A 26448-nucleotide genomic window follows, 5' to 3' on the forward strand; every position below is an offset into this window, starting at 1 on the left:
GCTTCGCTTTCGCTTTTCGACCTTTCCGACTTTATCAGATCTTCTTTCGTTCCGGGCGGCTCCGGGAGGAGCTGCGGTCGGTTCGAATTTCGTTCTGAATTGCCCGTCGAAGGGGCTTGCCTTTCGGCTTTTCCGACTTTATCAGATTGCTCTGGTCGGAATTCTCCGTGCCCTCGGGGAGGCGTCCGTACGCACAGGCGTGGGGCGTTTCCCGTTCAGGCGGAACTGCAAACCTACTGGAGCGGGGCGCCTGGATGCAAATCCGGGCGCCCCGCTCCTACTTGAGGACCTTCGTACGGGTCGTCAGACCTCGACGACCACGGGAAGGATCATCGGGCGGCGACGGTAGTTGTCCGACACCCACTTGCCGACGGAGCGGCGGATCAACTGCTGGAGCTGGTGGGGCTCGGCGATGCCGTCCTGGGCCGCCTTGGCCAGCGCCTCGTCGATCTTCGGGAGGACGCCCTGGAAGTCGCTGTCGTCGATGCCCGAGCCCCGGCCGTGGACGTTGGGGCCGCCCACCGTCTTGCCGGTGCTGCTGTCCACGACGACGAAGATCGAAATGATGCCCTCGTCGCCCAGGATGCGGCGGTCCTTGAGGTGGGTCTCGGTGACATCGCCGACCGAGAGGCCGTCGACGTAGACGTAGCCGGCCTGGACCTTGCCGCTGATCTTGGCGATGCCGTCGACCAGGTCGACGACCACACCGTCCTCGGCGATCACGATGCGGTCCTTGGGGATGCCCGTGAGGGCCCCCAGCTCGGCGTTGGCGCGGAGGTGGCGCCATTCGCCGTGGACGGGCATGAGGTTCCGCGGCTTGCAGATGTTGTAGAAGTACAGCAGTTCGCCAGCCGAGGCGTGGCCCGAGACGTGGACCTTGGCGTTGCCCTTGTGGACCACGTTCGCGCCCCAGCGGCTGAGGCCGTTGATCACGCGGTAGACCGCGTTCTCGTTGCCGGGGATCAGCGACGACGCCAGGATCACCGTGTCGCCCTGGACGATGCGGATCTGGTGGTCACGGTTGGCCATCCGGGAGAGGGCGGCCATCGGCTCGCCCTGGGAACCGGTGCAGACCAGCACGACCTCGTCGTCCGGGAGGTCGTCGAGGGTCTTGACGTCGACGACCAGGCCCGCGGGGACCTTGAGATAGCCCAGTTCGCGGGCGATGCCCATGTTGCGGACCATCGAGCGGCCGACGAAGGCGACCCGGCGACCGTACTCGTGGGCCGCGTCCAGGATCTGCTGGATGCGGTGCACGTGGCTGGCGAAGCTGGCGACGATGATGCGCTTGTCGGCGCTCGCGAACACCTGGCGCAGCACGTTGGAGATGTCGCGCTCCGGCGGGACGAAGCCCGGGACCTCCGCGTTGGTGGAGTCGGTGAGGAGGAGGTCGATCCCCTCCTCGCCCAGCTTGGCGAAGGCCGGGAGGTCGGTCAGCCGGCGGTCCAGCGGGAGCTGGTCCATCTTGAAGTCGCCGGTGTGCACCGCCATGCCCGCGGGGGTGCGGATGGCGACCGCGAGCGCGTCCGGGATGGAGTGGTTGACGGCGATGAACTGGCACTCGAAGGGGCCCAGCCGCTCGCGGTCGCCCTCGGCGACCTCCAGCGTGTACGGGCGGATCCGGTGCTCCTGGAGCTTGGCCTCGATGAGGGCGAGGGTCAGCTTGGAGCCGATCAGCGGGATGTCCGGCTTCTCCCGGAGGAGGTAGGGGACGCCGCCGATGTGGTCCTCGTGGCCGTGCGTGAGCACGATGCCGTCGATGTCGTCGAGGCGATCCCTGACGGACGTGAAGTCCGGCAGGATCAGGTCGATTCCGGGCTGCTCCTCCTCCGGGAAGAGCACTCCGCAGTCGACGATCAACAGCCGGCCGCCGTACTCGAAGACCGTCATGTTGCGGCCGATCTCGCCCAGGCCGCCGAGCGGGGTGACGCGCAGGCCACCCTCGGGGAGCTTCGGCGGGGCGCCGAGCTCGGGGTGCGGATGACTCAAAAGACTCTCCTCACCACGCACGCCACGATGCCGTCGAGGCACGTGGCGCGCATGACATTCGTGCACTTGCTATAGGGCGTTTGTTGGTCCGTATTCAGTTGTGAAGTCTGTGTTCTAGAGCTGTACCCCGCCGGCGGCGAGATCGCGCTTGAGCTGTTCGGTCTCCTCGGGCGAGAGGTCGACCAGGGGCAGCCGCAGCGGGCCGCTGGGCAGGCCCTGCAGGGCGAGCGCCGCCTTGGTCGTGATCACGCCCTGGGTCCGGAACATGCCGGTGAAGACGGGCAGCAGCTTCTGGTGGATCTCCGTCGCCTTGGTGACGTCACCGTTGAGGTGGGCGTCGAGGAGGGCGCGCAGCTCCGGCGTGACGACGTGGCCCACCACGGAGACGAAGCCGACCGCGCCGACCGAGAGCAGCGGGAGGTTGAGCATGTCGTCGCCGCTGTACCAGGCGAGGCCGGAGCGGGCGATGGCCCAGCTGGCGCGGCCGAGGTCGCCCTTGGCGTCCTTGTTGGCGACGATCCGGGGGTGCTCGGCGAGCCGCACCATGGTGTCGGTGTTGATCGGGACGCCGCTGCGGCCGGGGATGTCGTAGAGCATCACGGGCAGGTCGGTGGCGTCCGCGATCGCGGTGAAGTGGCGCAGCAGGCCCTCCTGCGGGGGCTTGCTGTAGTACGGCGTCACCGCGAGCAGGCCGTGCGCGCCGGCGTCCTGGGCGGCGCGGGCCAGTTCGAGGCTGTGGCGGGTGTCGTTGGTGCCGGCTCCGGCCACGACGAAGGCCCGGTCGCCGACGGCTTCGACCACGGCGCGGACCAGTTGGGCTTTCTCCGCATCGCTGGTGGTCGGGGACTCTCCGGTGGTGCCGTTGACGACGAGACCGTCGTTGCCGGCGTCCACCAGGTGGGCGGCGAGCCGCTGCGCGCCGTCGAGATCGAGAGCGCCATCCGCCGTGAACGGCGTGACCATGGCGGTCAGCACCCGCCCGAAGGGGGTCTGCGGTGTGGAAGTCGGAGCCATGGGTCCCACGCTACTCGTAGGGCGCCGCGGGGTGCTCCTCTGGGGAGCGGGGAGGTGGACTCCGGCACTGCCTGCTCGGGGGTTCAAGCAGTGCCGGGTCCGTTTGTTCAGCGTAAATGAACTTCTCAAAATGCCGCAATCCGGACACTTCGGACGGGTATTCCGGTGGTCGGCGTCCCGTTCGTTGTGCCGGCGGCGGCGTGCCCCGCGGGGGCGGAGTCCCTACGGGGCGATGCGGCCGTTCGCATTGAAGGCGGCATAGGTGAGGGGCATGAGCTTGGCCCAGTGGGCCTCCATCTGCTCGCCCACCATCTCGATCTCGCGCTGCGGGAAGGACGGCACCTTCGCCAGCTCGTGCTGGGTGCGCAGACCGAGGAAGTGCATCAGGGAGCGGGCGTTGCAGGTGGCGTACATCGAGGAGTAGAGGCCGACGGGCAGGACCGCGCGGGCCACCTCGCGGGCCACACCGGCGGCGAGCATCTCCTGGTACGCGGCGTACGCCTGGCGGTAGGAGTCCTCCATCGCGCGGCCGGTGAGCTCGGACTGCGCCGCAGTGCCCTCGACGAACTCGTACTTGCCGGGGCGGCCCTGCTGGACCAGCTTGCGGGACTCACCGGGGACGTAGAAGACCGGCTCAAGCTGGCGGTAGCGGCCGGACTCCTCGTTGTACGACCAACCGACGCGGTGGCGCATGAACTCGCGGAAGACGAAGATCGGGGCGCTGATGAAGAACGTCATGGAGTTGTGCTCGAACGGGCTGCCGTGCCGGTCCCGCATCAGGAAGTTGATCAGGCCCTTGGAGCGCTCCGGGTCCTTGGTCAGCTCGTCGAGGGACTGCTCGCCGGCCGTCGAGACCCGGGCCGCCCACAGCACGTCGCTGTCTGCTGCGCTGTGCTTGACCAGCTCGACCGTCACCTCACTGCGGAAGCTGACGGGGGCGCTCTCAGCGCTGTCGGGGGTGTGGGACACCGGCGGTTCCTTCCGTTCGATCCTCGTGCGCGCCAAGCCTACGGCCCGCCACTGACAGTCGAGGAAATGACGACTGATGCCGCGTTAGCGGCAAAACGGGCAAACACTGACCCCGACTGCGGTGCGGCGGGCGGCGGTTGATATTTTTCACAGAAGTAACGGAAAACGGGCACCAAACGGACGCCTCAGACGTCTCTACCTGTGACAGTGCCCACTTCGAGGTTCCAAGGAGAGCCCCCTCATGTTCCGCCGGCGAGAGCCCGTCCCGTTCGCCTTCGTTGCCGAGGCAGACCGGTTCCGCAGCAATATCACTCCCCCGCCGCGTCCGCGTCCTTCGCGTACGCAGCTCGTCGGCCAGTTCCTGATCACCCTCACCGTGGTAGGTGGCCTGACAGGTTCCCTGCTGTTCGGCCTGCCCGCCCTCCAGCAGGACACCTCCGGCGCGACCGGGGTGCACCAGTCCGAGGCCGCGCACCGCTGACCGGGCGGGCGGGGCGGGCCACCGGGTGGTTCCGCCCCGCCGCTCCCGATAGCCTCACCGCTCACAGCTTCCGTCGGCGTGCCCCGCGTGCTGACCAGCCCCGAGTGAGGACCAGCCGTGCCCCTGCCCTTCCTGACGGCCGACCGCGCCCTCCAGGCCGACGGCCGCGCGGATCCCGTACCCCCGTCGGATCTCGACCCCGACCATTGGCGCCGTCCCTACCGCCCCGGACCGTGGCGGGTGGGGACGGCGGCCGTGTTTCTGCTGCTCGCCTCGTTCGTACTGCTCTCGGCGCTGATCATCGCGCTGGCCGGGGCGCCGATCGGGGCGACGGTGTGCGCGGTGGTCGGGCTGCTGGTGGTCGCGCTGGCACTGCGGCTGGTACGGGTCGGGATCTGGGTGAGCGCCCAGGGGCTGCGGCAGGTGAACCTGCTGCGGACCACGACCCTGCCGTGGTCCGCGGTCACCGCGGTGCGCACCACCCAACAGCCGGTGCGCTGGCTGGGGTTGCCGCGGACGGTGCAGGGCCAGGCGCTGCGCGTGGACCGGGCGTCCGGCGAGCCGCTGCGCGTGCTGGTGACCGACCGCAACGGGGACTTCCTCGGCCGCGCGGAGGCATTCAAGGGCGCCGTCGACGCGCTGGAGGCGTGGGCGGCCGAGTACCGCTAGGGCCTTAGGGGGTGGGGGAACGGATCCCGTAGGGGATGGGCGGGCCCCCTGTCGGCCAGAACGTGGCGGGGCGGGGTGGTATTCCGCGGGGAGGTGCCGAAGCTTCCGGAGAGGGCGACCAGGCTTCCGCAGAGGGGCCCAAGGCTCCGCGCGGGTGCCCGAGCCGGCGGACCGGCTGCGGCGGGGCCGGCCAGATCACCTCAACTGCCTGCGGCAGCGCGGCTGTCCAGGTCGGCGCAGCCGCCGGGGCGACGTGCCCCCAGGGCAAGGTGGTCGTCTCGACCGCCTCTGGCCGCCGGGGCAGCGCAACCACCTCAGGCGCGGCCCGACCGCCCAAGCCGCGCCCCCGGGGCCAGCGCGGCTCCATCTGGGGCGAGCGAACGCCCGGGGCGGCGCGACCGCTCAGGGCAGCGCAACCGTCCAGGACGCCTCAACGGCCCGGCGCGACCCGACCGCCCAGGGCCATGCGACCGCCCAGCGCGGCGCAACCACCCAGACAAGGGTCACCACCCAGGCAAGGGTGACCACCTGGGGCAGCACGCTCCCAGGTCACCGCCACCGTCACCGTCGCCACCAGCGCCAAGCAACCCCAACCATCCCAGCCATCACGCCCACCCACCCAAGCGACGGCGACGGCAACCGCCCGTCCCCGTAAGGAAGTTGTGTACGGGTCCGGGCGGTCGGGGTTTGTGGGGGGTGTGGGGTTAGGTGGTGCGGGTGGGGTGGGGGTCGCCGGGGAGGGGACGGCCGTCGTGCAGGGCGATAGCGCGTTGCATGGCCTTGCGGGCGCGGGGGGTGTCCCGGGCGTCCCGGTAGGCGACGGCGAGCCGGAACCAGGTGCGCCAGTCGCCGGGGGCCTCCTCGGTCTCGGCCTGGCGGCGGGCGAAGGCCGCGTCGGCCGCGTCCCGGTCGATCCGGCCGCCGGGGGTGCGCGCGAGGTCCTCGTCGGGCAGGCCGCCCTCCGCCGCCAGTTCGTGGGCCAGCCGGTTCGCATCGCGGGCGAAGCGGGTGTTGGCCCACAGGAACCAGCCGCCCAGGAACGGCAGGACGAAGGCCACCGCGCCCATGCCCATCGCCGCCGGTTCACCGGTCAGCAGGAGGAGCACGCCCTCCATCGCCACCACGCCGAAGACAAGCACCAGCACAGTGGCGAGGAAGACGTAGGTGATCTTTCCGCCCATGGTCAGTCCAGATCGAGGAAGTTCTCCAGGCCCATCGTCAGGCCCGGAGCGGACACCACGCGGCGCACGCCGAGCAGGATGCCCGGCATGAAGCTGCTGTGGTGGAGGGAGTCGTGGCGGATGGTGAGGGTCTCGCCCACCCCGCCGAGCAGCACCTCCTGGTGGGCCAGGAGACCGCGCAGCCGGACCGAGTGGACGGGGACGCCGTCCACGTCCGCGCCGCGGGCGCCGTCCAGCGCGGTGCTGGTGGCGTCCGGCTGGGGCGGGCAACCGGCCGCCGCGCGGGCCTCGGCGATCAGCCGGGCGGTGCGGGCGGCGGTGCCGGACGGCGCGTCCGCCTTGTTCGGGTGGTGCAGTTCGACGATCTCGGCGGACTCGAAGAAGCGGGCCGCCTGCTGCGCGAAGCGCATGGTGAGGACCGCACCGATGGAGAAGTTCGGGGCGATCAGCACGCCCGCGCCGGGGGCGGCGTCGAGCCAGGTGTGCAGGCGCGCGAGGCGCTCCTCGGTCCAGCCGGTGGTGCCGACCACGCCGTGGATGCCGTGCCGCAGACAGAAGTCGAGGTTGTCCATCACCGCGTCGGGGGTGGTGAGTTCGACCGCGACCTGGGCGCCGGCCTCGACCAGCGTCTCCAGCTTGTCGCCGCGGCCCAGGGCCGCGACCAGCTCCATGTCGTCGGCGGCCTCGACGGCCCGGACGGCCTCGGAGCCGATGCGCCCCTTGGCTCCCAGGACGGCCACGCGCAGCTTGCTCATCGAATCTCCGCTTCTCTGTGTGGTGGGGCTGCCCGCCGCGGCCTAGGCGACGGCGTCGTCGAGGCGGGCCGCCTGCCGGTCCTTCAGGGGGCCGATGACGGACAGCGAGGGGCGTGCGCCCAGGACATCACGGGCCACCGCGCGGACCTCGTCCGGGGTCACCGCCGATATCCGGGCCAGCACCTCGTCGACCGACATGTGCTCGCCCCAGCACAGTTCGCTCTTGCCGAGCCGGTGCATCAGGGCGCCGGTGTCCTCCAGGCCGAGGACCGTGGAGCCGCGCAACTGGCCGATCGCGCGCCGGATCTCGTCGTCGGTGAGGCCCTCGGACGCCACCGTGTCGAGCTCGTCGCGGCAGATCTTGAGCACGTCGTGCACCTGGTTGGGCCGGCAGCCGGCGTAGACGCCGAACAGGCCGCAGTCGGCGAAGCCCGAGGTGAAGGAGTACACGCTGTAGGCCAGGCCGCGCTTCTCGCGGACCTCCTGGAAGAGGCGGGAGCTCATCCCGCCGCCCAGGGCGGTGTTCAGCACGCCCATCGCCCAACGCCGGTCGTCGTTGCGGGACATGCTGGGCATGCCCAGGACCACGTGGGCCTGCTCGGTCCGGCGGTTGAGCAGTTCGACCTGGCCGGCGGTGCGCAGGGTGCGGTTGCCGCCGCGCGGGGCGAGCGGGGTGGCCTCCGGGCGGCCCAGCGCGCCGGCCCGCTCGAAGGCGCGGCGCACCTGCCGGACGACCTTGGCGTGGTCGACGTTGCCGGCGGCGGTGACGACCAGGTGCGTGGGGTCGTAGTGCTTCTTGTAGAAGCGGCGGATGCGGTCGGCGGTGAGCGCGTTGACGGTGTCGACGGTGCCCAGGACCGGGCGGCCCAGCGGGGTGTCGCCGAGCATGGTGTGCGCGAACAGGTCGTGCACGCAGTCGCCCGGGTCGTCCTCGGTCATCGCGATCTCTTCGAGGATCACCCCGCGCTCGGCGTCGACGTCCGCGCTCTCGATCAGCGAGCCGGTGAGCATGTCGCACACCACGTCGATGGCGAGCGGCAGGTCGGTGTCGAGCACCCGCGCGTAGTAGCAGGTGTACTCCTTCGCCGTGAAGGCGTTCATCTCGCCGCCGACCGCGTCGACGGCGGCCGAGATGTCCAGGGCGGAGCGGCGCTCGGTGCCCTTGAAGAGGAGGTGCTCCAGGTAGTGGGTGGCGCCGTTCAGGGACGGCGTCTCGTCGCGGGAGCCGACGTGCGCCCAGATCCCGAAGGTGACCGAGCGGACGGTGGGCAGCGTCTCGGTGACGACGCGCAGGCCGCCGGGGAGGGTGGTGCGGCGGACCGTGCCGGCCCCCGCGGTGCCCTTCAGAAGCGTTTGGGTACGGGCGACGGCCCGCCCCTCCGAGGAGGTGCGGGCCGTCGTCGCGTGCGTGCGGGACGTCACTTGGCGGCGTCGTCCTTCGTGTCGTCCTCGGCGGCGTCCTCGTCCTCGATCACGGGGATCAGGGAGAGCTTGCCGCGCTGGTCGATCTCGGCGATCTCGACCTGGACCTTGGCGCCCACGCCGAGCACGTCCTCGACGTTCTCGACGCGCTTGCCGCCGGCCAGCTTGCGGATCTGCGAGATGTGCAGCAGGCCGTCCTTGCCCGGGAGCAGGGACACGAACGCACCGAAGGTGGTCGTCTTGACGACGGTACCCAGGTAGCGCTCGCCGACCTCCGGCATGGTCGGGTTGGCGATGCCGTTGATCGTGGCGCGGGCGGCCTCGGCGGCCGGGCCGTCGGCGGCACCGATGTAGATGGTGCCGTCGTCCTCGATCGTGATGTCGGCGCCGGTGTCCTCCTGGATCTGGTTGATCATCTTGCCCTTGGGGCCGATGACCTCACCGATCTTGTCCACCGGGATCTTGACGGTGATGATCCGCGGCGCGTTCGGCGACATCTCGTCCGGGACGTCGATGGCCTCGTTCATCACGTCGAGGATGTGCAGGCGGGCGTCGCGGGCCTGCTTCAGCGCGGCGGCCAGGACCGAGGCGGGGATGCCGTCGAGCTTGGTGTCGAGCTGGAGCGCGGTCACGAACTGCTTGGTGCCGGCGACCTTGAAGTCCATGTCACCGAAGGCGTCCTCCGCACCGAGGATGTCGGTGAGGGCGACGTAGTGGGTCTGGCCGTCGATCTCCTGGGAGATCAAGCCCATGGCGATGCCGGCGACCGGGGCCTTGAGGGGCACACCGGCGTTCAGCAGCGACATCGTCGAGGCGCAGACCGAGCCCATGGACGTCGAGCCGTTGGAGCCCAGCGCCTCGGAGACCTGGCGGATCGCGTAGGGGAACTCCTCGCGCGTCGGCAGCACCGGCGCGATGGCGCGCTCGGCGAGCGCGCCGTGGCCGATCTCGCGGCGCTTGGGGGAGCCGACGCGGCCGGTCTCACCGACGGAGAACGGCGGGAAGTTGTAGTTGTGCATGTAGCGCTTGCGGGTCACCGGGGAGAGGGTGTCCAGCTGCTGCTCCATGCGGAGCATGTTGAGGGTGGTGACGCCCAGGATCTGGGTCTCGCCACGCTCGAACAGCGCGGAGCCGTGTACCCGCGGGATCGCCTCGACCTCGGCGGCGAGCGTACGGATGTCCGTGACGCCGCGGCCGTCGATGCGCTTCTTCTCCTTGATGACGCGCTCGCGGACCAGGGACTTGGTCAGCGCGCGGTACGCGGCGGAGATCTCCTTCTCGCGGCCCTCGAAGTCCGGGAGGAGCTTCTCGGCGGCGAGCGCCTTGACGCGGTCGAGCTCGGCCTCGCGCTCCTGCTTGCCGGCGATGGTGAGCGCCTGGGCCAGCTCGCTCTTGACGGCCTTGGTGAGCGCCTCCAGGACGTCGTCCTGGAAGTCGAGGAAGATCGGGAACTCGCCGACCGGCTTGGCGGCCTTGGCGGCCAGGTCCGACTGGGCCTTGCACAGGACCTTGATGAACGGCTTGGCGGCCTCCAGGCCGGCCGCGACGACCTCTTCGGTCGGGGCCTCGGCGCCGCCCTTGACCAGCTCGATGGTCTTCTCGGTGGCCTCGGCCTCGACCATCATGATCGCGACGTCGCCGTCGGGCAGCACCCGGCCGGCCACGACCATGTCGAAGACCGCGTCCTCCAGCTCGGTGTGGGTCGGGAACGCCACCCACTGGCCGTTGATCAGGGCGACGCGAGTGCCGCCGACGGGGCCGGAGAAGGGCAGGCCGGCGAGCTGCGTGGAGCAGGAGGCGGCGTTGATGGCGACCACGTCGTAGAGGTGGTCGGGGTTGAGCGCCATGACCGTCTCGACGATCTGGATCTCGTTGCGCAGGCCCTTCTTGAAGGAGGGGCGCAGCGGCCGGTCGATGAGGCGGCACGTGAGGATGGCGTCCTCGGAGGGGCGGCCCTCACGGCGGAAGAAGGAGCCGGGGATCTTCCCGGCTGCGTACATCCGCTCCTCGACGTCGACGGTCAGCGGGAAGAAGTCCAGCTGGTCCTTCGGCTGCTTGGAGGCGGTGGTGGCCGACAGCACCATGGTGTCGTCGTCCAGGTACGCGACGGCGGAGCCGGCGGCCTGCTTGGCCAGGCGGCCCGTCTCGAAGCGGATGGTGCGGGTGCCGAACGAACCGTTGTCGATAACGGCCTCGGCGTAGTGGGTCTCGTTCTCCACCAGGAATATCTCCTCGTCTGCGTCCGCTGCCCGTGTGGCAGCGGACCGTCTTCGGTGGAGCGCCGGTGCGGGCCGGTCTTCGATCGAAGCACCCGGGGTGCTGCCGCATGGGGTGACCACGGGCGGTCCGGGGGCCACTACCGAGGACCGGCGGCCTAGGGGCGCTCTACCGCGTTCGCTTTTGCGATATGGCACCAGACTACAAAGCATCCGTCCACCATGCGGTGGTACCGGTGTCCGGTGCGTACGGCAAAGGGAGCGGCCCCCGGCGGGAACCGCTCCCTCTACGGCGTCTTACTTGGCGCCCGCCGCGCCGCGGCGGATGCCCAGGCGCTCGACCAGCGCGCGGAAGCGCGTGATGTCCTTCTTCGCCAGGTACTGCAGCAGGCGGCGGCGCTGGCCGACGAGCAGCAGCAGACCACGGCGGGAGTGGTGGTCGTGCTTGTGGGTCTTGAGGTGCTCGGTCAGGTCCGAGATGCGGCGGGAGAGCAGCGCGACCTGGACCTCGGGGGAGCCGGTGTCACCCTCCTTGGTGGCGAACTCGGCCATGATCTGCTTCTTCGTGGCGACGTCGAGCGACATCCGTACTCCTTGGGGTTCCGGTCCACGAGCGCCCCTGGACTTACTACACAGGGAATCTTTGATTACTCCAGTGGACCGTCACACAGCGTACCAGTTGGCGACGGCCCCCCGACCAGGTGGTCGAGGGGCCGTCGTGAGGTCCGGTGCCGCGGCTAGTTGCCGGTCAGGCCGCGGACGGTGTTGTAGACGTTGAGCACCGCCAGGCACAGCGGCACCAGGGACAGCAGGACCAGGCCGTCGAAGATGTCGAAGATCCGGCCCCAGAAGGGGGTGACGCCCTTCTTCGGGACGATCAGTCCGACGCCGACGAGGATGGCCGCGCCCACCGCGATGCTGCTGGAGAACCAGACGGTGCGGACGTTCAGCGGGCCGGAGTCCTGGAAGCGCTCCAGGGTGACGAAGATGTCCGTCGGCGGGTGCAGCGCGATGCCCAGGACGAGCAGCACGATGGTGAGGATGCCGGCGATGGTCAGGCAGGCGACCTGCGCGGTGTAGTCGAAGAGCCGGGCGCGCAGCATGATCGTGATGCCCGCGGCGAGCGCCATGACCTGGGCCCAGACGTTGTCCGAGAAGCCGAGGACGACGCCGGCGGAGCCGACGACCAGGGCGGAGCAGCCGGCGACCAGGCCCAGCAGCAGCTCGTGGCCGCGCTTGGCCTGGTTGCCGATCTTCACGAAGTCGACGGACTCGGCCTCGGAGCCGCTCTCCAGGGCGCCCTTGGCGATCTGGTCGGGCGACTGGTAGCCGATCGGGAGCCGGGCGAAGCGCGCGGAGAGGCTGGGCAGCCAGGCCACCAGGGCGATGGAGACCACGGCGGTGACTGCGGCGACCTCGATCGGGGCGGCGTCGGTGAGGATCGCGGCGAAGACCGAGAGGGTGCCGATGGCGGAGAGGAACGCGGCCGCGACGAAGGGAGCGTCACCGCGCGGCAGCATGACCACCAGGAGCACGGAGGCGATCAGTACGGTCACGCAGCCGACGAGCAGGTGGAGCCGGCCGGGGCCGCCGCCCGCGTCGACCGGGAAGATGCCGGAGCCGGCGATGAGCAGGTGCGGCAGCGACGCCAAGCCCAGCGCGATCGAGGAGGCGTGGTCGTCGTAGACCCGGGCGCGGACGCCGGACAGGGCGACCAGCACGACGCCGACCACGCCGGCGATGATGCCGGGCAGCCGGTGCATGTCGCGGTTGACCGGGTTCGAGAACCACAGCGCGAACGCCATCATCACCAACAGCAGCACGCCGGCGCTGAGGCCGACGACCCGCATCAGGTCGTCGCTCCAGCGGCTGCGGTTCTGCTTGACCGCGGAGGCGATGGCGTCGGAGACGTCGTCGAAGACGGGTAGCGGGAGCGATTCCGCGAACGGCTTCAGCAACAGCAGGTCGCCGTCGAGGATCTGCTGCTGCGCGAGCGACTGCCCGGCGTCGAGGACGGTGCCGTCGCGCCGTACGAGGTGGTACCCGGTCGGGGCGCCCTCGGTCTGGGACTGCCCGGAGAGCCGCAGGATCTCCGGGTAGATATCGACGAGTGCCACGTCCTCCGGCAGTGCCACGTCGATCCGTGCGTCCGGCGCGGCGACAGTGACCCGGCAGAAGCCGGTGCCAGTGCTCGTGCTCACCTGGCGGTTCCCCCTATCCGTTGGGCGTTTTGTCGCGTCGCGCGCCCTATATATAAGGCCATCCGTACGGGGCTGTGGCGCGCTCGCGGGGCGTCAGCGTACCGTCCGATCGGGGCCTTGCCCCACCCACCCCTTGACTTGACGCCTAACAGTAGGATCAACGCCTGCGTCGGGCCAAGGACTTGGCTCGGGGGACCGTCGAATCCAACGGGGGCGGTCCGAGACTGCGAGATGCATGAAGGACTGATGCCTCGGTGAGCGTTGTCATCGTCAAGCGCCCGCCCCGCGCGCTTCCACCTGAAGTCCCCTCGGAGGAGGTGGTACTTGAGGCACCGCCGGAACTCCCCCGGCAGGGAGAACCGGAAAGTCTGCTGATGACCTTCATGCCCATGATGGGCATGGCGTCTTCGGCCGGCTTCTTGTTCATGGGGAACCAGCCGTTCATGAAGATCATGGGCGGCTTTATGGTTGCTGCCACGCTGTCGATGGCGATCATGCAGATCGTCAAGTCCCGCCAGGGGCCTTCCGGACAGATGGTCCAGGAGCGCCAGGACTACCTCAAGTACCTTGCGCAGAAGCGGAAAGAGGTGCGGCGCACCGCGCGCAGGCAGCGGGACGCACAGCTCTTCACCCATCCCGACCCGAGCCAGTTGTGGTCCGTGGTCGCCGAGGGCAAGCGGGTGTGGGAACGCCGGGTGAACGACCCGGACTTCGCCCAAGTGCGCCTGGGATTGGGGCCGCAGCAGCTCGGCACGCCGCTGCGCGCGCCGGAGACCGCGCCGGTCGACGAGCTGGAGCCGCTGACCGCGCACGCGATGAAGGAGTTCCTCGACAAGCACGGCCATCTGGAGAGCCTCCCGTTGGCGGTGTCGCTGCGCGCCTTCTACCACCTGACCGTCTCAGGTGACCCGGACACTGTCTACGGCGCCTCCCGCGCCCTCATCGCCCAGTTGTGCACCCTGCACTCGCCCGAGGACCTGGTGGTGGCCGTGGTGGCCGCGCCGGGTGCGCAGGCCGAGTGGGAGTGGACGAAGTGGCTGCCGCAGGTCCAGGACAAGACCACCGACGGCGCCGGCACCCGCCGCCTGGTCGTCGGAGACCTCGGTGAGATCGAGGAGTTGCTGGCGGACGAGTTGGAGGGCCGCGGGCGGTTCAACCCGCAGGGCCAGCCGGTGACCGACACCCCGCACGTCATCGTCGTGCTGGACGGCGGTGACGTCCCGATGGACTCGGTGATCGCCGGGGCCGAGGGCCTCCAGGGCGTCACCATCCTGGAGATCGTGCCGGGCGACCTCGACGAGATCCGCGGCGGCCTGGCCGTGCAGGTGTGGCCGGGCAAGCTGGTGCTGGAGTCCGCGAGCGGTGCGGTCTACCACGGCGTGTGCGACACCCTGTCGATCTCCGAAGCGGAGGCGCTGGCCCGCCAGTTGGCGCCCTTGCGGGCCGGCGCGGGGGCGGACGGCGAGGAACCGCTGCTGTCGGCGCTCGACTTCACCGACCTGCTCAACATCGGCGACGCCGGCACGCTGGACGTCTCGCGCACCTGGCGTCCCCGGACGCTGGCCGAGCGGCTGCGGGTGCCGATCGGTGTCGACCGCGACGGCCAGCCGGTGATGCTGGACATCAAGGAAGCCTCGCAGCAGGGCATGGGCCCGCACGGCCTGTGCGTCGGTGCGACCGGTTCCGGTAAGTCCGAGGTGCTGCGCACCCTGGTGCTCGCGCTCGCGGTCACGCACTCCTCGGAGACCCTGAACTTCATCCTCGCCGACTTCAAGGGTGGCGCCACCTTCACGGGCATGGCGGACATGCCGCACGTCGCGGCGGTCATCACCAACCTCGGCGAGGACGTCACGCTGATCGACCGCATGCGCGACTCGATCACCGGTGAACTCCAGCGCCGCCAGGAGCTGCTGCGCTCGGCGGGCAACTACGCCAACATCACCGACTACGAGAAGGCGCGGGCCGCCGGCGCTCCGCTGGACCCGCTGCCGTCGCTGGTGATGATCATCGACGAGTTCTCCGAGCTGCTCGCCGCCAAGCCCGACTTCATCGAGATGTTCATCCAGATCGGCCGCATCGGCCGGTCCATGGGTGTGCACATGCTGCTCGCCTCGCAGCGTCTGGAAGAGGGCAAGCTGCGCGGTCTGGACACCTTCCTCTCCTACCGCCTGGGTCTGCGCACCTTCTCGGCCGCCGAGTCGCGCACCGCGATCGGTGTGCCGGACGCCTACCACCTGCCGAACGTCCCCGGCTCCGGCATCCTGAAGTACGACACCGAGACCATGGTCCAGTTCAAGGCCGCCTACGTCTCCGGCACGTACCGGGGGCCGAACGGCGGCGGGCGCGCCGGCGGTGGCGGTGGCGGGTCGAACCGGCTGCCGGTGCCGTTCACCGCGGCCCCGGTCATCGAGCAGATCATCGAGGACCCGACCCCGATCGAGCCGGACCCCAACGAGGTCGACGACGCGCTGGCCGACACCGTCCTGGACGTCATGGTCCAGCGGATGCAGGGCCAGGGCCCGCCGGCCCACCAGGTGTGGCTGCCGCCGCTGGAGGAGCCGCCCACGGTCAACCAGCTGCTGCCGGCGCTGGCCGTCACCCCCGAACGGGGCGTGCACGCGCCGGAGTACACCGCGCTGGGCAAGCTGGTGGTGCCGGTGGCGCTGGTGGACAAGCCGTTCGAGCAGCGGCGTGACGTGATGTACCTGGACTTCTCCGCCGGTGCCGGTCACGGCCTGGTCGTGGGTGGTCCGCAGTCCGGCAAGTCGACCCTGATCCGGTCCGCGATCGCCGGGTTCGCGCTCACCCACACCCCGGCCGAAGTGCAGTTCTACTGCCTGGACTTCGGCGGCGGCGGCATGCTGAGCATGGAGGGCCTGGCGCACGTCGGCGGGGTCGCCTCGCGTCTGGACGCGGAGAAGGTCCGCCGTACGGTCGCCGAGGTCACCGGCATCCTCAACGAGCGCGAGGAGTTCTTCCGCTCCAACAACGTCGACTCCATCGCGACCTACCGCCAGCGGCGGGCCGCGGGCGCCTTCCCCGACCAGAAGTGGGGCGACGTCTTCCTCATCATCGATGGCTGGGGCACGTTCAAGACCGACTACGAGCAGCTCGACCCGGTGATCCTGGACATCGCCGGCCGGGGTCTCGGCTTCGGTGTCCACCTCATCATCGGCGCCTCCCGCTACACCGAGGTCCGTCCCGCCCTGCGCGACCAGCTCCTCAACCGCGTCGAGCTGCGCCTGGGTGACCCGATGGAGTCGGAGTTCGACCGCAAGCGCGCGGAGAACGTCCCGATGGGCAAGCCGGGTCGCGGTCTCTCCCCGGACAAGCTGGACTTCCTGGCGGCGCTGCCGCGCCTGGACGGCATGAGCGACCCGGAGACCCTGAGCGACGGCGTCGCCAACCTGGTGCAGACGGTCAACGAGCACTGGCAGGGCGAGCCCGCCCCCAAGGTGCGGATGCTGCCGACCATGCTGCACGCCTCCGACCTGCCCCGGGGCGCCGACTACCCGGAGCACGGCATCGCGATCGGCGTCGACGAGACCACGCTGTCCCCGGCGTTCATCGACTTCGAGACCGACCCGCTGCTGGTCATCTACGGCGAGAGCGAGTCCGGCAAGTCCTCGCTGCTGCGCATGCTGACCAAGCAGATCGCGGAGCGGTACGCGGCTGACAAGGCGCTGATGGTGGTCTCCGACTACCGGCGCGCGCTGCTCGGCGAGCTCCCCGACTCGCACGTGTACAAGTACTGTGCCGCGGGGCCGCAGTTGCAGGAGGTCATCTCGGGGCTGGCCGGTTCGCTGGGCCGGCGCATGCCGGGTCCGGACGTCACGCCGGAACAGCTGCGCAACCGCAGCTGGTACGACCTGCCGGACGCGTTCGTGATCGTCGACGACTACGACCTGGTGGCGACCAGCAGCGGCAACCCGCTGCAACCGCTGCTGGAGTACCTGCCGTTCGCCCGTGACCTGGGTCTGCGCCTGATCCTGGCGCGCAGCTCCTCGGGGGCCGGCCGCTCCTCGTTCGAGCCGGTCATGCAGCGCTCCAAGGAGCTCGGCGCGCAGGGCCTGATCCTGTCCGCCGACCCGGCCGAGGGCCCGCTGATGGGCAACATCAAGGGTCAGCAACTGACGCCGGGGCGAGGCATGTTCATCACCCGCAAGCGCGGCGCGCAGCTCGTCCAGACGGGCTTCCTGCCGTTGCGCGGGCAGTGACCGGGGGCCGGTAGCCGGTCGTCGGTGACCGGTGGCCCGTATGACGGCGGTGGGGCGCCCCTCGTGGGAGGGGCGCCCCACCGGTGTGTTGGGGTGCCTTCGCGTGCGGTGCGGCTGCGGGGCGACCTACGGGTCAGCCGAAGGCGCCGTGTTGGGTGACGTCGGGGCCGGGGGTCTTGTCGTCGGCCTTGTCGGCGCTTGCGTCGGCGCGCTGCCCGCCGGCCCTGTCGGTGGCCGGGGCCTGCTTCCCCTCCGCCGGCTTCTGCCCCGTCCTCTCTCCGGCCTTCTCCCCGGCCTTCTGCCGCTGCGCGGCGGCCCTCGCCTCCTGCTGCTCCGCCTCGCGCTGGGCCTCGGCCGGGTTCGTCCGGACGCCCTTGGCCAGGCCCTCGCCGCCGCGCGTCGCGGCCTCGCCGTCCCCGGGCGTCCCGAACGGGTCGGGCCCGTGGGCGGCCGAGGACGACTCCCACTGGTGCCGGAGCTGCGGCACCTGGCTCTGGCCGCCCCCGCCGCCGCCCCGGCCGCGCTTGCCGAGCGCGCCGCCGAGCCCGTTGGCGAGCTGGCCCAACGCCATGAAGCCGTAGGCGACTTGGGGGCCGGACGACTGGCCGTCGCCCTGCTGCGCGGTGCCCGCGGAGGCGGTGTCGTGGCTGTCGTCGGCGCCACCGGTGTGGTGGGGGGTGGCCGCGCTGTCCAGGTCGGCCGCGGCCAGTTCGAAGGCCGGCAGCGAGTCGTCGACGGACCGCTTCAACTGGTGCCACTCGGCGGCGAACGCCTCACCGGCCGGGCCGTGCCAGTCGGCCGCGGCGGCGGTGCCCACGTGCCGGTCGAGGTCGCGGACCAGCCCGTCCAGGTGCTTGCCCATGTCCCGCCAGCCGGCCGCCGCCTCGTGCAGCGCGTGGGGATTGCGTCGTGGTTCGGTCACTTGACGCTCCGCATCATCTCGACCAGCTCGTCCTCGGCCGCCTGCGCGTTGGCGGCGGTCTCCTTGATGTCGGCGCCGACCTCGGCCAGCCGCTGCTGGAGCTGCGCCAGCGCGCGCTCGGCCTCCTCGAACAGCTCGCGGTGCGGCCGGGCCTCCTCGTCGCTGCCGAAACCGTCGCGGAGCGCCTCCGCGTCCGCCCGCCGTCTGAATGCGTCCAGTTGCCGGCTCAGTTCTTCCGCACGGATCTCAAAGGTCGTACCGAGCTTGTGCAACGCCTCGGTACTGAGCCGGACTTCATCGGACATCATTTCTCCCCGAATTGAATGACAGCGACCTGCTGAACATCGCCTCAGTCCTAGCACACCCGCAATACCCCTGAAGCCCCGCGCGGAACGGATTCCGAGCGCGCGCGAAGCGCCCCCGGAGCAATATGCGGCAATAGCGACAACCCTGCCTTGACGACCCGTTCACGTCCGTCATTACACTCGGGACGCCGGTACAGCACGCGCGGTTGCTGTGCCACCACGTACAAGGGGGCAGTGATGAGCAGTGAGCGGCAGATCCAGGACGAGGATCTGATGGACGTCGCCCATGACCAGGAGCAGGCGCACCGGCTGCGGAAGGCGCTGAAGGTGCTCGCGGAGAACCCCAATGTGGGTGGCAAGCTCCAGGAGATGGCCAAGGAGGTGCTCTCGGGCCGGATGGGCATGAAGGAGGCCATCGAGACGCCCGGTTACATGGACGCGCTGGGCGACCGGCTGGGCCAGATCCGGCGGGCGGCCGAGAACCAGACGGCGGAGGAGCGGGAGGCGTCCCACGCCAAGTTCGTCGAGTGGCAGAAGAAGCAGGAAGAGGAGGAGGACCGCGAGCGCGCCGAGCGCGACGGCCCGAGCCTCAACCTCGTCACCGGCCCGCGCCGGGGCGCCCCCGGCCGCGGCCACCGCTGAGGCCCGCGGGACGGCCAGGACGATCCGCCCCCGTCGGGCCGGTGCGCGAGCGACCGGCGCGGTGGGGGCGGAGGGTTTTCCGTCCCCGATCACCCCTCACTCTGTCCGTAATCATCCGGATTTCACGCCCGGTTCGGCATGCCCCGTTCGGCGTCCGAAGCTCGCTGTTCGGCATCCGGCGCCTCCCGCGAACGTCAAATCCCCGCTGGATCACGTTCCGAATAGCGCGCCGGCAAACACTCCGGCGCACAAACGCACGACACCGCCCGCAATTTACAAATCGGGAATAGGGGAACCAAGAGGATGTAAGGGCGGGTTAAAGGGATCAAGAGACGTAAGGCGGCGAGGGCGGATACCGATCCCCTCACTCGCTCGGTTCCACTGCGTTCACTCACCACCCGCCCCACCGGTAACACCCCACTCCGCACCGGTTTCCGCCCCACCCGCCGGCCCGGATTCTGTCCCGGTTCCGGAACAGCCACCCCTCGGCCGTCCCGTCCACCCGACCCGGATCATAGGATCTAGCCAGTACACGCACGGATCCACGGAAGTGGAAGGCGGGATCAATGGGGGACGAGACAGTCATGAGCTCCTCGGCCGAAGCTGCCGGCAAGACGGACCACTACGCGCCCCACCCGTTCATCGGCGGCCGCACCGCGGTCCTCCGCGCGCTCGCCGCCTGGCGCATGCGGTGGCCGGGCGCCCCCCGCGTCGTCGTGCTCACCGGCAGCCCGGGCAGCGGGCGTTCCCGTGTGATCGCGGGCTTCCTGATGATGTGCGACCCGGATTACCGCAAGCAGCTCCCGCTGGACGACATGGACCCGGCGACGGTCCCCCCGGACCTCCCGGCCCCGGCGGTGCCCTACCCGCGGGGCCGCACGGCCGCGCAGACGCTCTGGCTCCTCGCCGACCACCTCGACCTGCCCGCCGGGCGCGCGGCGGACGTCTTCCCCGAACTCGCCGCCCGCGAGGAGCCGTTGACGGTCGTCGTACCGGACGTGGACCTCGCCGGCCCGGTGCGCGCCGCCGACGAGCCGGCGCGCCTGGTACGCGAGGTCCTCACCCCGCTCGCCGCGACCCCGACGATCCACCTGCTCACCGACGCCCCCCGCGAACTCGCCGCCGAGCTGGCCGGCGCGCTGCCGCCCGGCCAGGTGCAGGTGATCGACCTCGACGAGCCCGAGTGGGCCGACCCCGAGGGCCTGGTCCTGCACGCCGAGACCGCGCTCACGCCGGAGGCGGGCGCCCCCGACCTGCCGTTCACCACCGACCCGGCCGCCCGTAGGGCGCTGGCCGAGGCATTGGCCCAACGGGCGAACGGCAGTCGGCTCACCCTCCATCTGGCCACGCGGTCGCTGTTCACCCACTCCGAGGGTTTCGACCCGGCCGACGAGGCCCAACTGCCCGGCAGCGTCGGCGAGGTGCTCGATCTGCACGCCCGCCGGCTGGGCTCGGACGGACCGACGCTCCGGCAGATGCTGGCCCCCCTCGCGTTCGCCGAGGGCGACGGGCTCCCGGTCCACCTGTGGCACCCGTTGGCGACCGCCGTCGCGGGGCGCGACATGGGCCAGGTCCTCGCCGAGGGGATGCTGCTCGCCGCCCCGTTCGTGGAGCCGGTGGAACGCCCGGCGGAGGCGGACCCGGACGCCGGTCGTGACGGTCACGAGGAGCATGAGGGGGACGCGGACGCCGCCCCGGCCCGCACGCTGATCCGCCTGACGCACCCGGCCCTCGCCGCCGAGATCCGCTCCGGCATCCCCGACCCCCGGGACGCCCAGACCAGGATCGCCATGGCACTGCTGGAGGCGGTCCCCCAACAGGACTGGTCCCGGGCCGACCCCTACGTCCGCGACCACCTGGCCGCGCACACCCTCGACGCCGGCCTGCTCCCCCAACTCCTCACCGACCCGGGCCTGTTCACCTACGCCGACCCGGTGACGCTGCGCACCGCCATGGAGGCCGTGCCGCTCGACCAACTGGGCGCGCCGGCCCGCACGTACCTGCGCACCGCGCCGCTGTTCACCCGCTCCGAGGCCCCGGCCGAGATGCGGGCCGCGCTGCTGGAGACCGCGTTCGTCGAGGACGGCCTGCCGGCGTACGCGGAGGCGGTGCACGGGCTGGACCTGGCCCTGCCGTGGCGCACCCTGTGGAGCCTGCCGCTGCGGGGCGTCACCTCGGTGACGAGCGGCTACCTCCCGCCCCAGCGGCCGACGACGCCCGACGAGGCCCACCAGGACCCCACTCGTCCCGTCGCCGCCCGCCCCGTCGCCGCGCTGATCGTCCCCGCCGGTACGCCGGGCTCCCGCCCGCTGCCGGCCCCGGCGAACACCTCGGACTCCCCGAACACGTCGGACGCACCGGACACCACCGCTACCCCCGCCCCCCTCGCCCTCCTCCTCCATGACCTGCTCCGCCCCGGGTACGTCGAGGCCGACCCCGCCCAGGTGTTGGGCCCGTCGGAGGAGCAGCGGGCGGCGGCCCCGTACGGCTTCAGTCGCGGCGCCGACTACCTGCGGGTGTGGTCCAGGGACAGCGGAGAGGTGGTCACCGCGCTGCTCTCCGACTCCCCGTTCCAGGACGCCGACCTCTCGCCGGAGGGCATCCTGCTCGCGGCCACGGCCCGCGGCGTGACAGCTCGCCAGCTCCTCGTCCCGGCCCCCGCCACACCCTCAACAGAGGCCACAGCGGCCCCGGAAGCCACCGGAACCACGCAAACCGCCGCTTCCCCCCTCCCCACCCACACCACCGCGTCCCCCGACGCCGCCGCTGCCACCGGCAGCGCCCACGGCCCCGAAGGAGACCCCTCGTGAACACCCAGGCACCGGCCGACGCCGCCGCCCAGCCGCCGGTCACCGGGCCCGGCAACACCGCCGTGGCGACCTACGTCGCCCCGTCCACCGGCGAGGAGAGCAGCCTCGCCAAGGTCTCCCGGCCCGGCCTGCCGCCCGCCGAGTACCAACTCCACGACGAGCTACGACGGTTGGGCGTCGACGGGGCCTCGGTCCGCGCGGTCCACACCGACCTGCGCCCGACGATGCTGCCCGGCGGTTACACCGGCGACTTCGTGCTACGCGCCTTCCCCAACGCCGCGTTCTCCTGCACCGCGGAGTACGGCCTGCGCCCCGAGGAGCGCGCCGCGGGCATCGCCGACCTGCTCGGGCACATCCAGACCATGCACCAGCTCGCCGGCCGCCCGGCGCCGCCCGCGCCGCACCGCGCGCCCGTCCCGCAGGCCGTCGCCCCCGCGCCGCCGCTGTCCCCCGCGGACCTCGGCGCGCACCTGGCCGAGGTCTTCGGCCCCGACGGCCTCCGCCGCCCCGGCGCCGAGACGCTGGCCGCCACCGCGCTCCCGGAGGACACCCGGGCCACCCTCACCGAGGCGGGCCTCCCCGCCCACGTCCCCTACTTCTTCACCGCCGACGCCCCCGAAACCCCGCCGGCCGGGGGCCTGTTCGCCGACGTCGCCACCCACCTCCGGGAATCCGGCGCCGACGCCCGACCGGAAACCCTCGACATCCTCACCGGATACGTCCGCCTCGGCACCGACGGCCTCTACACCCTCGCCGTCCAGTGCACGGCCCCGGAGGACGACCCGAGCCAGCTCGGCACCGTCTGGGCGATCCAACCCGGCACCGGCGGCGCCCGCTTCGTCAACCGCTCCCTCGCCGCCCACCTCCGCTCCCTCGCCCTCCTCGTCACCACCCGCCGGCAACTCCCGCCCCTCGACCCCTACGCCTCGGGCGCCGCCCTCGCCACCTTCCAGGAACGCCTCGTCTCCCTGGACTCCTGGGCCCTGGACAACCCCGACAACTGGTGGTCCCTGGTGACCGAGCAGATGTGGCACGGGTTGTTCTGATCGCCCTGAGCCGACGGGGGTTGCCTGCAGCCGGTGCGGGCCGAGGCAACCCCCGTCGGGAGAGGGCTGGACGCCCTGGGAGGGAAAGGGGCTAGCCCTGCTTCTGCATCCGCTCGGCGAAGGTCTTCGCCATCTTGCTCAACGTGGCGTCGACGGCGTCCTGCTTGCCGCTGCCGAGGTAGTCCACCGTGCCGACGAACGAGCCCGCGAGGACAACGGCCCCCTGGTCGTCCCGGCTCGCCCCCGTGGTACCCACGAACGCCACGCTGTCGGACCCGAACGTGTCGCCGTTCAGGACCCGGTACTTGGACGCGTGGCCCTCGACGAAGGTCTTCCACTTCCGGAACGCCTTCTTGGCCGCGGTGTCGTTGTGGTACGCGACCGCGTCGAAGACGGCCCGCTTGCTCCGGTCAGTGTTCCCGTACGCGACATGGCTGCCCGCCACGGCGCTGTCACACCAGCCCGAGGGCCGGTCCGCGGTGGACTTGCACTTCTTGGGAGGCAGCGTGCTGGACGGCTTGTTGGTCACGGTCTTGAGCTCCGTCGGCATGCTGTCGGCCGGTGGCAGGGCGCCCTCGGCGCTCTGCTTCGCACTCGTCCCGCACCCCGCCAGCGCGAAGGACATGGCCAGCACCACGGCTCCGAACCCCTGCACCTTCTGACGCCTACCGAACCACACGACAACTCCTCGGATCTCGACACACCGGTCTCACTTGTATCAGGAGAGGATGACTCCACCGCAGCCCTCCGTGGTTCCGCCCCTGCGAGCCCGGACGTTCAGGGACGGCTCTCCCCGCCCTCATCCGTACCCCGGGCCCCGGCCTCTCAGGGCAACAGCAACCAGTCCGCCGCCAACGCGGCGGCCAGCCCGACGCCCAGCAGCCAACTACCCAGCCGCGTACGCCCGTTACGCGCGAGTTCGATGACGACCCCGCAGAGCACGAGCGCCGCTCCGTACACCCCGACGACCAACACCGACCCGCGGGACGCCAACCGCAACACGAGCAGCACCGCCATCGCGGCCATCATCGTCGAGGCCAACGCGACCCGTACGACCCGCGCTTGACGCGGCGTCAGTCCGGTGCGGCTCCCGCGCTCGACCTCGCCCTCGTCCTCGCTCTCCGGGAGGGGCTCATCGCGCCGATCGGGCTGACCGCTGTCGGTCGCGTCGGGTATGTCCATGAACGGAAATGCTACGGGACGGACACTCGGGGCTCCTTGTCGCCACTTTGACGCGCACGCCGTTGACGCCGCCACCGCCCATCTTGGACGGTATATCCGGACGCAGGCACACCACCCGTCCACCGCACCCTCACGCCCTGATCACGCTCACCACCCTTTCGCCCCACGATTCACCGATTCCACGAGTTCCTGACAGAGCCCCCGACGCCCCAATTCACCAAATTCCAGGCGCCGTTACCCCCCGTCCCCCGATTCGGCGATGACCGCATCGGGTGCCTTGACATGCCGCCACGCAGATCGCCTAATGTGAGACCGTTAGGCGTGACGAGCAGGGTGCGGAGTGCACCTGAAAGACGGGGGCGATGATGGCCGGCCAGGAATTTGACGTAGACCCGGACGTCCTGCGGACGCAGGGAAACGCTTTTGTCCAGATCGGCACCGATTTCACCAAGGCGTCGAAGAAACTCCAGGACGACCTCAAGGCCATGGAAAGCCCGTGGAAGGATTGCGACTTCGGCGATCTCTTCGACACGATCTACGTCCCCGTCCGGGACGGGATGTTCACGTCGATGGACTCCCTCGGTGAGCGCCTCGAAGGCATCGGTCACAACCTCGACACCATGGCCCGTTCGTACACCGACTCCGACGAGCAGGGCATCCACACCATCAGCGCGGCCGGCCGCCCGCAGATCTGACGCACCCCCGTTCCGCTCGCTCCCTCTCCATAACAATCGACTACCACCGCGCGGGGGACACACACCGTGGCATTGACACTGCCAAGCGAGGTCAGTTGGGTGCTGAACCTCCTCGGCTACGACTGGCCGGGCGCCGACGAGGACAAGCTCCACGAATGCGCCCAGATCTGGCGCAACTTCGCCGAATCGGTAAACCAGACGCAAGAGCAGGGCTCGCTGGCCGCCAATCAGGTCGTCTCCGCCAACGCCGGTGACGCCATCGAGGGCTTCAGCAAGGAATGGGGCGCATTCGGTGGTGGCGGCGCCGGCGGCAGCTCCGGGGACCACTATCTCCGTGACGCCGCGGAGGCCGCCGGAATCATCGCCGACGCGTTCGACGCGGCGGCCATCGCCGTAGTCGCCGGCAAGATCGCGGTCATCGTCCAACTCGTCATGCTGGCCGCCGAAATCATCGCGGCACAGGCCGCCGCCCCCTTCACCTTCGGGGCGTCCGAACTCGCCGCGGCCGGCGCCACCCAGGCGACCCGGCTGATCGTTCGCCAGATCCTCGACAAGATCAAGCACGAGGTCATGAAGGCGGCGACCAAGGCCATGGAACACGCCACCATGGACGCCATCAAGAAGTTGGCGAAGAAGGCGGTCTCCAAGGAGGCCCGCAAGGTCGTCACCGACTACGCCAAGCAGCAGGTCAAGGAGACGGTGAAGGAAACCGTCAAGGAAAAGGTCGTCGACGCGGCCAAGGAGAAGGCCAAAGAAGCCGGCAAGGAGATGGGCCAGAACATCGCCCAGCAAACCATCGAAACCCACTTCGGTGAACGCGATGGCATCAAGCTGGACGAAACCGCCGACATCGCCAAGGACAAGGCCGGCGAATACGTCAAGGGCGTCAAGGAGGGTGCGGACGATCTCACCAACCCCAAGACGTATATCGACCACGCCCGCAAGGACCTCACCGACCGCGGCCTGAACGAGTCCCAGAAGCAGGTCGACGCCCGCACCGGCGGTGCCGCCACCCGTCATCAGGGAGCCACCGACGCCGTCAAGGAGAAGGTCAAGGGCAGCGTCGAGGACGTCTTCGGCTGAGCCCCTGCCGCTTCCCCCGCAGAGCCGCTGCACTTCGACCGCCCGGGTCGGCGACGCAGCGGCTCTGTCGTCGTCTCCGGCCAACTCCCGCCGGGTCGCGTCGACTTGGACCCGCCGCCTCAGCTCCTCGCCCTACCCGCCCCGACGACGCACTCGGCCCACACGGTCTTCCCCGGGCCACCCGGCCGCGGCACAACGCCCCATCGGTCCGCGAGGCGCCCGACGATCAGCAGCCCCCGCCCGCTCTCCGCGAGCACACCACGCTCCCCTGCCCCTGCCCCGGCCTCACCCTCTCCACCCTCTCCGTCCGCGCCGACGACGGGCAGGCGCTCGCTTCGGGTGTCGGACACCTCGACACGGAAGCGGAGGACGTCGCCGGCGCGGGACACCGTCAGACACAGCGCGAAGTCCCGTCCCGGGACGTGGCCGTGGCGTACGGCGTTGGCGGCGAGTTCCCCGACGACGGCGGTCACGACCTCGTTGATCTCGCCGTCGTAGGGATACCCCCACTCGTCGAGACGGTGCGACGACAGCCGGCGGGCCAGCCGGGCGCCGCGCGGCGTGGAGGTGAAGCGCATCGCGAACTCGCCCACCCCGGCGTGGGTTTCGCGGATTCGGGAAGATACCCCGGAAGAGCGGACTGTGCTGT

22 protein-coding genes are annotated in these 26448 nt (G+C 70.6%); 8 read left to right on the forward strand and 14 right to left on the reverse strand.

The window, feature by feature from the left end; genetic code table 11:
* Positions 1 to 303: 303 nt before the first annotated feature.
* The 3 genes from ACIQU6_RS40140 to thyX form a co-directional block, all read right to left on the reverse strand.
* Positions 304 to 1989 carry a ribonuclease J gene (locus ACIQU6_RS40140; RefSeq protein ID WP_403486856.1) on the reverse strand — a complete coding sequence of 562 codons (1686 nt, stop codon included), beginning with the start codon at positions 1987 to 1989 and terminating at the stop codon, positions 304 to 306.
* A 114-nt stretch (positions 1990 to 2103) separates the two neighbouring features.
* Positions 2104 to 3003, reverse strand: a complete 900-nt coding sequence (gene dapA / locus ACIQU6_RS40145; protein WP_274912897.1) for a 4-hydroxy-tetrahydrodipicolinate synthase — start codon at positions 3001 to 3003, stop codon at positions 2104 to 2106.
* A 222-nt stretch (positions 3004 to 3225) separates the two neighbouring features.
* Positions 3226 to 3972, reverse strand: a complete 747-nt coding sequence (gene thyX / locus ACIQU6_RS40150) for an FAD-dependent thymidylate synthase (RefSeq protein WP_274912898.1) — start codon at positions 3970 to 3972, stop codon at positions 3226 to 3228.
* Positions 3973 to 4213: 241 nt separating this feature from the next.
* Between thyX and ACIQU6_RS40155 the strand changes: the two genes are divergently transcribed.
* A complete protein-coding gene (locus ACIQU6_RS40155; protein ID WP_274912899.1) occupies positions 4214 to 4453 on the forward strand; it encodes a hypothetical protein in 240 nt (79 codons plus the stop codon).
* A gap of 117 nt (positions 4454 to 4570) precedes the next feature.
* A complete protein-coding gene (locus tag ACIQU6_RS40160) occupies positions 4571 to 5122 on the forward strand; it encodes a PH domain-containing protein (protein ID WP_403486859.1) in 552 nt (183 codons plus the stop codon).
* Positions 5123 to 5826: 704 nt separating this feature from the next.
* On the opposite strand, the gene ACIQU6_RS40165 is transcribed toward ACIQU6_RS40160, so the two are convergent.
* The 6 genes from ACIQU6_RS40165 to eccD all read right to left on the reverse strand — a co-directional run bounded on the left by ACIQU6_RS40165 (position 5827) and on the right by eccD (position 12897).
* Positions 5827 to 6303 carry a hypothetical protein gene (locus ACIQU6_RS40165; protein ID WP_403486861.1) on the reverse strand — a complete coding sequence of 159 codons (477 nt, stop codon included), beginning with the start codon at positions 6301 to 6303 and terminating at the stop codon, positions 5827 to 5829.
* Between the two features lie 2 nt (positions 6304 to 6305).
* Positions 6306 to 7058 carry a 4-hydroxy-tetrahydrodipicolinate reductase gene (gene dapB, locus ACIQU6_RS40170; RefSeq protein ID WP_403486863.1) on the reverse strand — a complete coding sequence of 251 codons (753 nt, stop codon included), beginning with the start codon at positions 7056 to 7058 and terminating at the stop codon, positions 6306 to 6308.
* Between the two features lie 42 nt (positions 7059 to 7100).
* Positions 7101 to 8480, reverse strand: coding sequence for a M16 family metallopeptidase (locus ACIQU6_RS40175; protein ID WP_403486865.1), 1380 nt, complete (start codon positions 8478 to 8480; stop codon positions 7101 to 7103).
* A complete protein-coding gene (locus ACIQU6_RS40180; RefSeq protein ID WP_403486867.1) occupies positions 8477 to 10699 on the reverse strand; it encodes a polyribonucleotide nucleotidyltransferase in 2223 nt (740 codons plus the stop codon). Before ACIQU6_RS40180 ends, ACIQU6_RS40175 begins: the two co-directional genes overlap by 4 nt.
* A gap of 294 nt (positions 10700 to 10993) precedes the next feature.
* Positions 10994 to 11281 (reverse strand): 30S ribosomal protein S15, encoded by a 288-nt coding sequence (gene rpsO / locus ACIQU6_RS40185; protein WP_274912905.1) that lies wholly within the window; start codon positions 11279 to 11281, stop codon positions 10994 to 10996.
* A 152-nt stretch (positions 11282 to 11433) separates the two neighbouring features.
* Positions 11434 to 12897: a type VII secretion integral membrane protein EccD gene (gene eccD / locus ACIQU6_RS40190; RefSeq protein ID WP_274912906.1), complete on the reverse strand. Its 1464-nt coding sequence runs from the start codon at positions 12895 to 12897 to the stop codon at positions 11434 to 11436.
* A 254-nt stretch (positions 12898 to 13151) separates the two neighbouring features.
* On the opposite strand from eccD, the gene eccCa reads away from it, so the two are divergent.
* Positions 13152 to 17114, forward strand: a complete 3963-nt coding sequence (eccCa, locus tag ACIQU6_RS40195) for a type VII secretion protein EccCa (RefSeq protein ID WP_403486870.1) — start codon at positions 13152 to 13154, stop codon at positions 17112 to 17114.
* Between the two features lie 133 nt (positions 17115 to 17247).
* On the opposite strand, the gene ACIQU6_RS40200 is transcribed toward eccCa, so the two are convergent.
* Both ACIQU6_RS40200 and ACIQU6_RS40205 read right to left on the reverse strand, forming a co-directional pair.
* A complete protein-coding gene (locus tag ACIQU6_RS40200) occupies positions 17248 to 18036 on the reverse strand; it encodes a WXG100 family type VII secretion target (RefSeq protein ID WP_403486872.1) in 789 nt (262 codons plus the stop codon).
* A complete protein-coding gene (locus tag ACIQU6_RS40205) occupies positions 18033 to 18344 on the reverse strand; it encodes a hypothetical protein (RefSeq protein ID WP_403486874.1) in 312 nt (103 codons plus the stop codon). Before ACIQU6_RS40205 ends, ACIQU6_RS40200 begins: the two co-directional genes overlap by 4 nt.
* 234 nt (positions 18345 to 18578) lie before the next feature.
* On the opposite strand from ACIQU6_RS40205, the gene ACIQU6_RS40210 reads away from it, so the two are divergent.
* The 3 genes from ACIQU6_RS40210 to ACIQU6_RS40220 all read left to right on the forward strand — a co-directional run bounded on the left by ACIQU6_RS40210 (position 18579) and on the right by ACIQU6_RS40220 (position 22839).
* Entirely contained in the window at positions 18579 to 18983 is a 405-nt protein-coding gene (locus ACIQU6_RS40210) for a hypothetical protein (protein ID WP_403486876.1), read from the forward strand.
* Between the two features lie 566 nt (positions 18984 to 19549).
* Positions 19550 to 21793 (forward strand): ATP-binding protein, encoded by a 2244-nt coding sequence (locus ACIQU6_RS40215; protein WP_403486878.1) that lies wholly within the window; start codon positions 19550 to 19552, stop codon positions 21791 to 21793.
* Positions 21790 to 22839, forward strand: a complete 1050-nt coding sequence (locus tag ACIQU6_RS40220; RefSeq protein WP_403486880.1) for an SUKH-4 family immunity protein — start codon at positions 21790 to 21792, stop codon at positions 22837 to 22839. Before ACIQU6_RS40215 ends, ACIQU6_RS40220 begins: the two co-directional genes overlap by 4 nt.
* Positions 22840 to 22930: 91 nt before the next feature.
* Here the strand turns inward: ACIQU6_RS40220 and ACIQU6_RS40225 are convergent, their stop codons facing one another.
* Together ACIQU6_RS40225 and ACIQU6_RS40230 are read right to left on the reverse strand one after the other, a co-directional pair.
* Entirely contained in the window at positions 22931 to 23518 is a 588-nt protein-coding gene (locus tag ACIQU6_RS40225) for a hypothetical protein (protein WP_403486882.1), read from the reverse strand.
* Positions 23519 to 23664: 146 nt separating this feature from the next.
* Complete coding sequence (locus ACIQU6_RS40230; protein ID WP_403486884.1) at positions 23665 to 24021, reverse strand: hypothetical protein; 357 nt, start codon at positions 24019 to 24021, stop codon at positions 23665 to 23667.
* Positions 24022 to 24383: 362 nt separating this feature from the next.
* Here ACIQU6_RS40230 and ACIQU6_RS40235 point away from each other — a divergent pair, with 362 nt between their 5' ends.
* Together ACIQU6_RS40235 and ACIQU6_RS40240 are read left to right on the forward strand one after the other, a co-directional pair.
* Positions 24384 to 24716 carry a WXG100 family type VII secretion target gene (locus ACIQU6_RS40235; RefSeq protein ID WP_403486886.1) on the forward strand — a complete coding sequence of 111 codons (333 nt, stop codon included), beginning with the start codon at positions 24384 to 24386 and terminating at the stop codon, positions 24714 to 24716.
* A gap of 66 nt (positions 24717 to 24782) precedes the next feature.
* Positions 24783 to 25799 (forward strand): PE-PGRS family protein, encoded by a 1017-nt coding sequence (locus tag ACIQU6_RS40240; protein ID WP_403486887.1) that lies wholly within the window; start codon positions 24783 to 24785, stop codon positions 25797 to 25799.
* A 119-nt stretch (positions 25800 to 25918) separates the two neighbouring features.
* Here ACIQU6_RS40240 and ACIQU6_RS40245 read toward each other — a convergent pair.
* A partial coding sequence (locus tag ACIQU6_RS40245) for an ATP-binding protein (protein ID WP_403486889.1) occupies positions 25919 to 26448 on the reverse strand: 530 nt, incomplete at its 5' end.

The sequence above is a fragment of the Streptomyces sp. NPDC090442 genome (assembly GCF_044769405.1).
In the GTDB taxonomy this organism is placed as follows: Bacteria; Actinomycetota; Actinomycetes; order Streptomycetales; family Streptomycetaceae; genus Streptomyces.